Below are 11,709 nucleotides of genomic sequence, written 5' to 3' on the forward strand. Positions count from 1 at the left end.
TCATGGTCGCTTCAGCCAAAGCAAATACCACGAAAGACTGATCCGGCGGGTTAGTGACGCTTATGAAGGCCGCGTGCATTATGAGAAACGCACATATTCGACAGGAGCAATTCTTGACGCCCGAGCAATTTAAGGAATGCCTTTCACTCTTGCGCTGGACTCAGATCGACCTTGCTGCGGCATTGGAATGCGACATTTTTCTCACGAACGCTTGGGGCAACGGGCTTGAGCCGATCCCGGCGGATATTTCCGCGTGGCTCGAGAAACTCGCTAAGGCTCACCACAAAGCCGGTATTCCCGATGCATATAGGGGCGCAGTGCTGAAGATGAAGGTGGGAGGTTAGAAAGGAGGCCTTTACCCGATTGATCCGCGAGGCTTTTGTGGTCCCGGTGTTAATGAACTGGCGCAAACGTGACAGCTCAACTTCGAGTTGGCACCGTTTGTCTTTGTGGACTGCGAGAGGCCCGATTAGCGGTCCAATAATTGCGGCCTCACAGATCAGACTATCCGTCCGAGCCACGCTGTCCCGCCGCATCGGGAGGACGTTCTTCCACTCAGAGGCTAAGGGCTCCGTTCATTGCAGCATTTATCAGGTATGTCAGCATGCCGAAATGTTCGTTGGCGGCTTTGGCCTATTGTGGCACCCGAAATGATTTATCAGATGATGAAATTCGCCCCCGGTGCCGCCATGGCGTTCGGGGGGTCTTTTCTTTCAGCGCCCGATCGTCTTTATGGATGCAGCACTACCTTGATTACGCCATCCTCTTTGTCGCGCAATTTCTTATACAGGGGCGGCGTTTCGGGATTCCGAATCAATAAATTTATTTATTGGGGGAACAGTCGCCTTGTCTGGACGCCGGCTCCGGCCAGTCTTGGTGGTTCAGTCGTTATTGGAAATTGACTTTGTCTACTCTCTCGGCAATCGCGCTTGAATTCATATTCCACCCCGTGATTTCGTTGTATTTCTGTAATAAAGTGCAATTCGTTCAATAGTGAGTGCCAATGTTAAGTAAACTCCTAGTATTATCGACGTTGTCTTAATAATTAAAATATAAATTGAATCACGCGTTGTTATAGAGAATAAACTATTCTTGTTACCGACGCCCAAAAGTAATATAACAATAAACAGCAGCATGCATAATAATAACCATTTTGTCGGCCACGGATTATATATGATTGTATCCTTTCTAAATATCAGCATAATTGACTGCCATAATATGAGAATCCACACAAATAATCCAAGAACAGATTACATCGCAAAAAACATACATTTCTCATAAGTCGTATAATCTGAAGTTATGATCTCGTTTTGATTTATATAATTAATTGGCCCTATGTAGAAAATTGCTCTAACAGAAATGAACTTACATGCAATATCAGGATAAGAAGATAAGTACACACCTACACATAAAAGAAGTATTGGTATAACTAGAAATCCGATAAAGATCGGCTTCAAGTGTTCTCCATACGCTGTGATTAACTGCTTTTCAATTGTCATCGGTCCGTCACCTGTTGTCGCTAGGGAGACTATTCCGCCGCCAAATCATCATCATGATGGAACCCCGCCTCGTGAATATACAAACTCGGATCGGGCTGCTGGCGAACCTTCACATTGGCGGCTTTTGATCTCTATCATAGGTAAAATGTTCGGTTGCGGTATCGCCCGATTCAACACCATAATCACGCACAACGTTGAAGGTCCGCTCCACTTTGAGGAGCTTACCGTTTTGCTTGGATATCCAGGCCTTTGCGATCGCGAAATTCGGTTCGTAGCGCCAATCACCGGTTATGGTGATAGCAGCGGTTCCGCCCACGTCTTCGTCAGCCTGGCGCCGGCAACCATAAAACCGCGGAACGTTATTCACCATGGATTGCAACATATCCCGGTATTGCCTTGTCCACGCACCACCTGCCACTTTCCAATACCTGTTAATTCCATCCCACCGTTCTTCCGAATGTTGTTCAGGAGGCTTACCGGGCCTCTGCACATATATCACCTCCTGATAGCGGCTGGTGTTCCTGGTTTTGTCATAGGCCGCCAGGAGATCATGGCAGTCAGGATCATAGTTCGGATCGCCCGCGCGTGCGGTCTCGGCAGTGACCAACAAGCTTAAAGCGAGTGCGGGAATCAAAGCAGATTTCATAGGATGTCTCCCCTGGAGCAGCTCTAGCATCGGAGCTTAGGACCAGCGTAATCGCTAGTGCGCAAAGGTTTCGAAGCATTTGATTTCCCCAACTCTTTTCCCTCATACAAGCTTTTTTCTGAGTTCCTCAAAAGAAAAATCTGAGCTCCCTCTGGGAGGCGTCAAGGTTATTCTCTGCAGGGGGCAAGCAGACTAGCGCCCTTACTAGCGAATCTGTTGCGGGACGCGACTCCGTGGACGCCAACGGCTCTTCTTGCGGTCCTCTGGCGTGAGCCATTCGGCGCACCAGGCAGCCTGAAACACCTCGGCATTCGCACGGCTCGAGAAACAATAGACGCTGTAGTGAGCGGTTTCTTCATCGAAATAAAAGTGATGGCCGAGGGCGGATGCGCCGAGCTGCACAGCTTGGCCGCTGATGGCCCAGAGATGCTTTCGCATCTTCGCATCGTTCTTCAGCATGACCTGGTGCGGATAGTAGCGATCGACCATTGTCTTGGTCAGTGCGCCGCGACTTCGGCTCATTGAGGCGTCCTTTCAGATGCCCGTGCTCGCCCATCCCCGAACAGGGTTTTAAGAGTTTCAAATTGTGGTTGGACGGTCGTCGCTGCCGAATGTGTTCTATAAATGTTCTGGTTGGTCGCAGATGTCAATCTGGCCCGAAATAAAAAGCAACGCTATTGAAACCTGCCCCGTCGTCGTGCTCTTCTACATAGTTGTCAACACGGGGGTGGCATGCCGAACGGACTGCACTTAATCGCAAATGCCATCACCGCAATATGCAGCCTCATCTTAATCGTTAGCTTGTGGCGCAGAATCGCAAGGCGTGGGGACTTCTGGGCCGATCAGTACTATTCTTTCGGCAGGAGAGACCTTGATCGCAACCCTTTTATAACCTTCAAGCGAATGCGCGACCACAGGCTGCCGATCATATTGCAGGAATTCAAAGCGTTCTACGCTTCCTCACTCGGCAAAGCTGTCTGCTTTCTCGCAGCTGTCTCGTTGTTCCTATAGACCGCCGCATTTGCCGATGTCGCCGACATGACCAGTGCGAGTATCGGAACTTTCATTTGCCCTACGAAGACAACCGGGATCGCGTCAACAAGAAGCGCGTCATCTGGCGACCAGTGAAGAGTGAAGAGCGTAACGACACGATTCGGTGCGACGATAGACAACCGGGTATGCGACTGAAAGCGAACTGGCGCTCGCGACAGGTTCAACTCGGGGCGAACGTATTTGTAGGGCGTGATAGGCCAAATGAGCGGCCAATAGCTATTTCTTGGGCGCTATCCGGGGCAGCCTGCCGTTTCCCAGCAAGTCGAGCATGAGATGATACGCTGCTGGATTGGACTGCTTGAGAATGTCATGCGGCCATTCCTGCGGATCACGCTTGCCGGCCTCGGTTGTCAAGAAGTGCGCGAACCTATGCTCAACCCAGTCTATAGCCTCACGCATGGTCAGGCATGAATCGGTGGCTGCATTTCCGATCTGCATGTTTACAGACCAAACACTGAGGTTGTCCGAATCCCTGTTGCGAAAGATGCGCGCGATCGTGATGTTCTCGACGTAGGCGCAGAAGTCGTGATGAAGCTCATCGCCACCGATGACCCTGCGTTTCCAAGTGATGTGCATAACCGAGCATACCATCGCCTTGCGGAACGTCCAGTGAACATCCGGTGGGACTATGGTGGGACTTTTTGTGCCGTAAGGTCCCACCGTATGCCTTATTTTCCATATTTGTTCTTTTTGTCGCTTTGTGCTCTTGCCTTCTCAGGGCGAAAACTCTAGTGAAACCAGCGTCCAAGAACGGACGGAGCGTAGCGCAGTCTGGTAGCGCATCTGGTTTGGGACCAGAGGGTCGCAGGTTCGAATCCTGCCGCTCCGACCATTTTCAGTGAAGTTGCTGCTGGAGTTCGGCAAAAGCCTGTAATATATCGGCATTGCAGACAAAGGGATTCTTCGATGGCAGCGCGCATTTATCGTCCAGCAAAAACAGCCATGCAGTCAGGGAAGGCGAAAGCCGACACCTGGACGCTCGAATACGAGCCGGAACAGCCCCGCAAGGTTGAGCCGTTGATGGGCTATACCTCGTCGCGCGACATGAAGAGCCAGATTCGCCTGACTTTCGAGACCAAGGAAGAGGCGATTGCCTACGCGCAAAAAAACGGCATCGCTTTCACGGTACTGGAACCCAAGGAAACGCGCCGCCGCGCCGTCTCCTATTCGGAAAACTTTCGCTTCGACCGCAAGCAGCCCTGGACGCATTGATTTACTGAATTTTGCGCCTGTCCGCCGGGATGGGCGCGCCGATACCAAACGGTCCCGTAGCTCAGCTGGATAGAGCACCGGCCTTCTAAGCCGACGGTCGCTGGTTCGAATCCAGCCGGGATCGCCAAAATTAGTGCCCGGGCGAGCACGAGGACGAGGTAGCCAATGAACCGCCTTTTTGAGCCCGAGCGTTCTGAATCTGCTGCCAATCCGGTGGGCCGGGATGTTTCAGACAGCGGCCGCACTGTCCCAGAATCCACAGACACTTCTAAGCTGATCGCCTTCTATCTGCCCCAGTTTCATCGGGTGAAGGAAAACTCCGCTTGGTGGGGTCCGGGCTTTACCGAGTGGACCAACGTTGCGCGTGGCCGGCCCAATTTCGACGGCCATTACCAGCCGCATATCCCGCGCGAGCTCGGCTTCTACGATCTGTCCTATGTGGAACCCCTGGCGGAACAGGCTGCTCTGGCGCGTCAATATGGCATCCACGGCTTCTGCTTTTACCATTACTGGTTCAGCGGGCGACGCATTCTTGAGCGTCCCGCAGAAAACTTTCTCAAATCGGACATCGATATTAAGTTTTGCCTCTGCTGGGCCAACGAAAACTGGACCCGCACCTGGGACGGCGACGCCAGGAGCGTGCTTCTCGAACAGAAATATGCCGAAGGCGACGATGAGGCCTTCATCGCAAGCCTCATCGATTACTTCAAGGACGATCGCTATATCAAGATCGACGGCAAACCGCTGCTTGTCGTCTATCACGCCAAGGAAATTCCAAACCCGAAGAAGAGTTTTGCCGTCTGGCGCGAGTTTGCGAAGCGGGAGGGGTTTCCGGACCTGCACATTGCCGCGGTGGATTTTTATGATATCTCGGCGCCTGAAGAGTGCGGGGCCGATGCACTGGTCGAATTCCCGCCGCACAAATTCATCGGTTCGGAAAGCCGGCCCGACCGGTCACCGGTCACGACCAATCCGGAGTTCTCCGGCCGCTTTGTCGACTACCGCAAGATGGTGGCCCAAAGCGTCAACCGGCCTGTGCCCGCGTTTCGGCTTTATCGTGGAATTATTCCAAGCTGGGACAACACAGCGCGTCGCCAGAACACGGCAACGACAATAATAAATTCCAACCCGTCACTCTATGGCAGATGGCTGCGCTATTTGCGGGCCTATAGGCGAACCGAGTTTGACACGGGCGAAGACAATTTCATCTTCATCAATGCCTGGAACGAGTGGGGCGAGGGGTGTCATCTCGAGCCCGACCAGAAGTGGGGATTGTCGTATCTTGAAGAAACGCGCGGCTCGTCCTTCTACAAGCGTGATGACGCAGCAGAACAGTCTATCGAGGCCGCGCGCTCCTCTGCGATCGAAACTCTGACCCAGGCCTTTCTGGACTCAGACCCTGCCACCGACGCCAGGACGATTGCCGAGAAACTTTCAGACTACCGGCCTCCCAGCCAGTTCACCCGGAAATTGTCCGGCATACTGGTGAGATGGCCTTGGCTGCACCGCACGGTCAAGACAATATTCCAAAAGATCAATGCGTGATCCTTGTAGCCATCCGGCTCGGCGCGTGCCACGAAGCTCGCGCCAAGGCTGGTGTCGCCGCCGTCCATGTTGTGGACAATAACCTGCTGGCCAAGCAGACCGGACATCTTGGCCGCGATCACGCGGGCAACAACATCCGTCGAACCCCCCGCAGCAAACGGCGCGACCAGCGTGACCACATGATCCGGGAAACTACCTGCCGCTGCTGGCGCGTGGAAGGTATACGACTTTGGATCGCAATCGCCTGCTACGTTCACGACTTCGGTTAATTACCCGACCCTACGATATACTAGATCGAAGTCGTGCGCCCAGTACGTGCCGTCTTGCGAGCGTTGCCACGAACCTTTGATCGTGTTTCCTCCGGTGTCGAACGTACCGACATAGCGTTGAAAGAAACCCGGGGAACTGCGCCAAAGCTTCCACACGCCGTCAGCCACCGTCATGTTGACGACGCGGTGTACGTGCCGCGCATCGGTGTAAAGCATCGTGAAAAGCCCGGTCGCATCATCGAGCCCTATGATGGACGTGATAGGAAACGGAGAGTTTTCCGTCCATTCACGCGGAAGGCTCGGCGCCATCTCCGCGTCGGCCCGCTGGATCACGAACTGCCTGTTGGCCAGCCATTCAAAGCGGGTATGACCGCTGGCCATGGGCTTGCCGCCAATGGTTGCGTCCGTGCGCCACTCTCCGATAAAAGGGATCAAGCGCTCGAGCAAGGCATCGGACATTATCGCTCCCCCGTTTTCGCCTCCTGCTTTTGGACCAATCCCGCCAATTGTCGCGAGATGCGCTGCGTCATCGCTGACCTTATTGGTGCGACCGTCCCGACCCACCCATATAGGCGTCGCCGCCGCGCGGCAGGTAGATCTTCTGGTCCCCGTAACCGCCGTCGTTATTCGAGGACGGACGGGGATTTGATGGCGGGTTGACGTTCGGGCGGTTGTTGTCGCTGTTGCTGTAATGGCGGCGGTCGTCATTGCCATTGCGATCGTAACGGGAGCGATCGTATCTGTAGCGATCATACCTGTAGCGGTCATTCCGGTAAGGGCTATAGCGGTAGCCGTTATAACCGGGGCCATCATAAAATCCGCTATAGACGGTCGTCCCGTAATAGCCGCCATATCCGCCATAGCCGCCGTAATAAGGACCTGTCGTCTCGACGCAGCCCGAAAGAAAAACCGCAGAGAGACCCGCTGCTGCAGCCAGCGTCAAATATCTGATGGACATAGAAGTCTACCTCCCATACGGACCCGTTATTCTATCACTGTTCAACAACTGCGCGCCGGAAAAAGTTCCAGCGCGAAGTGCAACGGCTCGCCGTCCAGTCAAAGAACCTTCGGTCCCATTATTTCTTGTGTGATCTTTGTACGATCGACCTGCTGAACGCAGGCTGAATGGTTTCAACAGTCCCAATAGGCCGGGAATCCGAACGCCTTGCGCAGATGGTCGGCAAGCGCCCTCAGCTTGGCCGAAGGCGTGCGGCCTTCGGGATGGGCGATATAGATGTGTTCGGCCGCCGCCGCCACGCCGATATCGATAACCTGCAATTGCCCGGCCTTGATCGCTTCGCCGGCGACGAAGCTCGGCAGCATTGCTATCCCGATCCCGGCAATGGCGGCGTCGCGCATCGTGTCGCCATTGTTGACCCTAAGCCCGATCCGGCCACGAACCGTCGTCGCGGTGCCGTTCGTTGGGAAACTCCAATCGGCCACGCCGCGGTTTGCATAAAAAATACCTTTGTGCTGGTCGAGCGATTCGATCGAATCCGGCGTTCCATACCTTTCGATATAAGCGGGCGATGCGACGAGCACGCGCTGGCTGCTCGCCAGGCGCCAGGTGATGAGACGGGAATCAGCAATTAAACCGTGGCGTATGACGGCATCGTAACCATCTGACGCCACGTCGACGCGGCGGTCGTCGAGATCGAGAAAAAGCTCGATATCGGGATGCGCTTTGAGAAACGGGAAAAGGGCAGGGCCGAGATGCATGCGCCCGAAAGTTACGGGTGCGGAAATGCGCAACGGGCCCACCAGCAGGCCGCGCCGCTCGGCCATGTCGGCTGCCGCATCCTCCACCTCACGCGTAATGCGTGCCGCGCGCTCGAGGAAGGCTGCGCCATCCTCGGTCAGGGCAAGACTGCGCGTTGTGCGATGCAGGAGCACAGCCCCGATCTGACGCTCCAGCTCCGCAAGCCTTTCACTGACGATCGATTTTGATAGCCGCAGCCGGCGGGCGGCCTCACTGATCGAGCCTGCTTCGGCCACGGCAACAAAGGTTGCAATCCCCTCGAGCTTCATCATTGTTCGATAATATCCGAAAATGCCTTCCTGAATATTCAAGTTAATCCGAACGTTTAGCGAGCGCCATACCTGCCGAAGCCCCGGGCCGGGCTTGCTGATCCCGACATGGCTGCCAAACTTGGCCAATTCGACATTCCTCACAACCAACACCTCGATCAATGCATGCATTGGAACGCTTTAAGGCTGAACGCCATTGATTTGCCGCGACATGAGGCGGTAATGAGAAGATCAATTTTCTGAACCTGTCTTCATTCCGGAATTTCAATGGAAACCAAGGCCAACTATTTTCTTGTAGCTATATTCTTGCTTGCGGTGAGTTTCCTCGCATTCGGCTTCTTTTACTGGATCGGGCGTTATGGAGAGACGCGAGAGACTGCTACGCTAGAAATCAGGGTTCCCGGATCCGTGACTGGCCTTGCTGCCAATAGTCCGGTCTATTTCAATGGCTTGAAGGTCGGGCAGGTGCGTCGATTGTATATCGATTCGACCAATCCGGACGCCGTGATCGTCCAGACCGACATCGATGCGACAACGCCGATTACGCGTTCGACCGTTGCGACGCTAGCGTTCGAATTGCTGGCAGGCCGCGCCTATATCGAGTTGAAAGGCGGCAAGGCCTATGAGCCGAAGCTTCTGGAGGAGGCGGAAAAGGAGGATACTGTTGCGCGCGTCGACATTGACCCGACATCGTTGAAAACGCTGGTTCAGACCGCGCAGGACTGGATTGACCGCGTCGACAAGGCAACGACGGCGACCGAGAAATACATTGCGGACACCCGAGGGGCATTTGTCGAAGGCATCAACCAGGCCAAGGCGGCGACAGACAAGTTGGCTGCCAGTACCGATCTGATCAATAAATATGGCGAGCGTGCAAAAAGCCTCAATGAGATCACGCATGATGCGCGTGACGTGATCGCCCGCATCAACGAAGCCTCCGTGAAAATCGACAATGCCCTGGCGAAGGTCGATCGCGAATTGTCAGATGAAAAAGGCAGTGCCGTCAGCGACGCACGCGCCAAGCTTGAAGCCTATCAACAGCAGGCCAAAACCCTGGATGCTCAATTGGCGTCCATCTTGAAGAACATCGGCAGTTTCACCGGCACGAAGCTGCCGGAGGTGCAGAAATTCATTTCGGCGAGCCGCCGATCGGTCGACAGCATCGACAGGGCGGTTTCGGATTTTGCAGATGATCCCAAGAAGCTGTTTTTCGGTGAGGACAGCAAGGTTCCGGAATTCGAGGCTCCGCGCTGAGCGCTGGCACGCTCACGAGGCGTAATACATTCCGGCGATATAACTCGTCGCAGCGATAGCAATCAGCACGACCGCGAGCGGCCAATAGAGATAGGCTTTGAATTCACCTTCAAAGCAGCGTGTGTTGTCATCGAATGTGGCTGGAATATTCGCTGCGGGGGTCTTTGCCCTCTTCTTCAACGCGATGAACGGCACAACTACTCACCTTCCGAACTGACGGCCCAGATACAAGACTATTGGTATAATGATCAGAAAGATGATGAGGTAACCCCAGATTGAAGTGAGGTAGGGCGCGTAGTCCTCTCGTTCCTTCCGTTCATCCTCCTCATCCATTGGTGCCTCCCACATCTGCCCGTGACACAGTGATTAAGAGGACTTAGAGCCAACTAATGAATGCGGCTCAGGTCGCATCAAGCCATGGTGGCAGGTTGAAAACAATTCAACAATTCAGGCTACGTCGTTAGATCAAAAGCGGAAATGTGCACTAGTTCGAAAGTGTATCGCCGCTAGGCCAGTCCGGGCGCACGAGCAACATCAACCGATTGCGTCAAGGCTGCGCCTGTTGAGCCCGGCGACATAACAATCGTGGCGATAATAGCAAGGTCTGGCAGAGCTGCAACTTCAACGGGTCAACGCCGAAGTCATACGACCCTATGGTTGCAGAGACAAACGTGTATTGAAATGATTGGGGTGGCGGGCTTCGAATGCCCCGCACTCGCCCATCGTAAGCAATCCAGCACGTCTTAGCGGGAAGCACGCAATTTTAACCTGCCAGCAAGCCGGCAGGTCAAATATTTTAGATTTTCATTGTCGTCATGCCGTGTGCTGTTTGAACCTGCGATGAGTGAAACCACCCTTGGCGCGCCTCAAAATATCCGAAAGCTTATTGGGGCTTGCGGGCTTCTTTGGCATCTCTTCGCGGACTTTTTGTAGAATTTGTTGGCTCGCACAACTGGCATTATGGGGCAGATGAAGCGTCACGTCGCCCATTTCGTCACTCCCTGGAGAAGAGCAAATTACCTTCCGTTGGTCGGAAGGCTGAAAGCTTAATTATCGCCTAAGCCGATATGTGTACGCCTAGTTTCGTGCTTATACAACTAAGATCAATGTTGGCGGCAGTCACATTCTGCGTTTGTTATTCAACATGCCGTGAAAAACAAGAATAGGATACCGGTCAAGCAGCCTAGACCGGCTCTTTTAGTGCATTTTTCAAGCTTGCAGCGGATGGAACCGCCGCAGGGAAAGAAACCCGGCGATGATGAAAAGTACAAGCACGATCCCCTGGCTGATTGCGAATGGCGGTTCCGACTGCGTGGGCGCGAGTGCGTTAAGGGCCGGGATCTTCTGAAACGATTGCGCGACAAGGACGAAAACGTTGAGGTAGAGCGACACGATCGCGCATACCACATAGACCCAGCGCCACGATCCCGCGAGGCGGAATGCATAGAGGGCGGCGATTGCCAGAATAAGAAATACCATCGAGATAATCCCGACGCCAATCGCCGGGGTGAAGCCGTTGAATGGGAACAGAAATCCGGTCACGCTCGTGGCGACCGTCGTCAGCAGGAAGATAAAGGTCCAGCCCGGCCAGTTCTCCGACTTGAGCAGGCCCGACAGGACGACCAGTCCTGTCACGATGCCAATAAGGCTCAAGATCACGTGGAACAAGGTAAATGGCGTCATACCCAGAATCATTATGGTCCCCTCAACTCGTGATTGTATGGCGTGGAATCAACTTCACACAACGAAACAATTTTTACAAACAAAAGTAAATCGGACGCGTCTTCTTCAAAAATATGAGTGTAGCTCTCAATATTTAAGCGTGGATGCTGGCAGGAGACTTGCTTTTTCAGTAAGGGGGTAGGTTAACCGGCACATTTCCTGCGGTCGATCGAACGTGTCATCGAATCGACCTGGCCCTGCAGCGGCCCGGCCTGCTTCTGGTTATTGGTGCGATAGTCGGGAAGGAAGGGCCCAAGACCCACGATGATATTGGGGTCCTGGTAGCCGGCGCCATTTGTCAGGCGGCTGACCTCGGCCATCTTCTGGTTGCGCTGAGCGATCAGAGCCGCGCAGTCTGTCGTATCGTAGTTCAGCGACGAAATCTTCTCGTTGTCGAGTTGGCCCTGGATGTTGCCGCAACCGGCAAGAACTACGGTAAGGGTGATCACCTGAAGGTGCCGTATCGTCATAAGTCAAATAT

14 protein-coding genes, 2 tRNA genes and 1 pseudogene are annotated in these 11,709 nt (G+C 53.9%); 6 read left to right on the plus strand and 11 right to left on the minus strand.

Annotation, left to right across the window (positions count from 1 at the left end; all coding sequences use genetic code 11):
* Nucleotides 1-113: 113 nt before the first annotated feature.
* A complete protein-coding gene (locus BR48_RS0116640) occupies nt 114-344 on the plus strand; it encodes a hypothetical protein (protein ID WP_027232348.1) in 231 nt (76 codons plus the stop codon).
* A 1,264-nt stretch (nt 345-1,608) separates the two neighbouring features.
* On the opposite strand, the gene BR48_RS26305 is transcribed toward BR48_RS0116640, so the two are convergent.
* The 3 genes from BR48_RS26305 to BR48_RS0116660 form a co-directional block, all read right to left on the minus strand.
* Nucleotides 1,609-2,145: a hypothetical protein gene (locus tag BR48_RS26305; RefSeq protein ID WP_139217602.1), complete on the minus strand. Its 537-nt coding sequence runs from the start codon at nt 2,143-2,145 to the stop codon at nt 1,609-1,611.
* A gap of 204 nt (nt 2,146-2,349) precedes the next feature.
* Nucleotides 2,350-2,667, minus strand: a complete 318-nt coding sequence (locus BR48_RS0116650; RefSeq protein WP_027232350.1) for a hypothetical protein — start codon at nt 2,665-2,667, stop codon at nt 2,350-2,352.
* Nucleotides 2,668-3,414: 747 nt separating this feature from the next.
* Nucleotides 3,415-3,774, minus strand: coding sequence for a hypothetical protein (locus BR48_RS0116660; RefSeq protein ID WP_027232352.1), 360 nt, complete (start codon nt 3,772-3,774; stop codon nt 3,415-3,417).
* Between the two features lie 179 nt (nt 3,775-3,953).
* On the opposite strand from BR48_RS0116660, the gene BR48_RS0116665 reads away from it, so the two are divergent.
* From BR48_RS0116665 to BR48_RS24825, 4 genes are all read left to right on the plus strand, one after another.
* A tRNA-Pro gene (locus tag BR48_RS0116665) sits at nt 3,954-4,030 on the plus strand.
* A gap of 74 nt (nt 4,031-4,104) precedes the next feature.
* Entirely contained in the window at nt 4,105-4,410 is a 306-nt protein-coding gene (locus BR48_RS0116670) for an ETC complex I subunit (RefSeq protein ID WP_027232353.1), read from the plus strand.
* Nucleotides 4,411-4,460: 50 nt separating this feature from the next.
* Nucleotides 4,461-4,537, plus strand: a tRNA-Arg gene (locus tag BR48_RS0116675).
* A 38-nt stretch (nt 4,538-4,575) separates the two neighbouring features.
* Complete coding sequence (locus tag BR48_RS24825; RefSeq protein ID WP_051615111.1) at nt 4,576-5,955, plus strand: glycoside hydrolase family 99-like domain-containing protein; 1,380 nt, start codon at nt 4,576-4,578, stop codon at nt 5,953-5,955.
* Between the two features lie 5 nt (nt 5,956-5,960).
* On the opposite strand, the pseudogene BR48_RS26715 reads toward BR48_RS24825, so the two are convergent.
* The 4 genes and pseudogenes from BR48_RS26715 to BR48_RS0116700 form a co-directional block, all read right to left on the minus strand.
* Nucleotides 5,961-6,212 (minus strand): annotated as a pseudogene (locus tag BR48_RS26715) (tripartite tricarboxylate transporter substrate-binding protein); the annotation flags it as partial.
* 12 nt (nt 6,213-6,224) lie between these two features.
* Nucleotides 6,225-6,683, minus strand: a complete 459-nt coding sequence (locus tag BR48_RS25555; protein ID WP_051615114.1) for a hypothetical protein — start codon at nt 6,681-6,683, stop codon at nt 6,225-6,227.
* Nucleotides 6,684-6,762: 79 nt separating this feature from the next.
* The gene (locus BR48_RS0116695; protein ID WP_027232355.1) at nt 6,763-7,182 is read right to left on the minus strand and encodes a hypothetical protein; all 420 of its coding nucleotides are present in this window, start codon (nt 7,180-7,182) and stop codon (nt 6,763-6,765) included.
* Nucleotides 7,183-7,355: 173 nt separating this feature from the next.
* A complete protein-coding gene (locus tag BR48_RS0116700) occupies nt 7,356-8,255 on the minus strand; it encodes a LysR family transcriptional regulator (protein WP_027232356.1) in 900 nt (299 codons plus the stop codon).
* A gap of 264 nt (nt 8,256-8,519) precedes the next feature.
* Here BR48_RS0116700 and BR48_RS0116705 point away from each other — a divergent pair, with 264 nt between their 5' ends.
* Entirely contained in the window at nt 8,520-9,506 is a 987-nt protein-coding gene (locus BR48_RS0116705; protein WP_027232357.1) for an MlaD family protein, read from the plus strand.
* Between the two features lie 12 nt (nt 9,507-9,518).
* Here the strand turns inward: BR48_RS0116705 and BR48_RS0116710 are convergent, their stop codons facing one another.
* The 4 genes from BR48_RS0116710 to BR48_RS24835 form a co-directional block, all read right to left on the minus strand.
* The gene (locus BR48_RS0116710) at nt 9,519-9,701 is read right to left on the minus strand and encodes a hypothetical protein (RefSeq protein WP_027232358.1); all 183 of its coding nucleotides are present in this window, start codon (nt 9,699-9,701) and stop codon (nt 9,519-9,521) included.
* Between the two features lie 618 nt (nt 9,702-10,319).
* A complete protein-coding gene (locus BR48_RS26310) occupies nt 10,320-10,496 on the minus strand; it encodes a hypothetical protein (RefSeq protein ID WP_153667724.1) in 177 nt (58 codons plus the stop codon).
* Nucleotides 10,497-10,715: 219 nt separating this feature from the next.
* On the minus strand, nt 10,716-11,201 hold the full coding sequence (locus BR48_RS0116720) for a hypothetical protein (protein ID WP_027232359.1): 486 nt from the start codon (nt 11,199-11,201) through the stop codon (nt 10,716-10,718).
* Nucleotides 11,202-11,371: 170 nt separating this feature from the next.
* Nucleotides 11,372-11,698, minus strand: coding sequence for a hypothetical protein (locus tag BR48_RS24835; RefSeq protein ID WP_051615116.1), 327 nt, complete (start codon nt 11,696-11,698; stop codon nt 11,372-11,374).
* Nucleotides 11,699-11,709: the final 11 nt, after the last annotated feature.

Source organism: Phyllobacterium sp. UNC302MFCol5.2 (genome assembly GCF_000686005.1).
Classification (GTDB): domain Bacteria; phylum Pseudomonadota; class Alphaproteobacteria; order Rhizobiales; family Rhizobiaceae; genus Phyllobacterium; species Phyllobacterium pellucidum.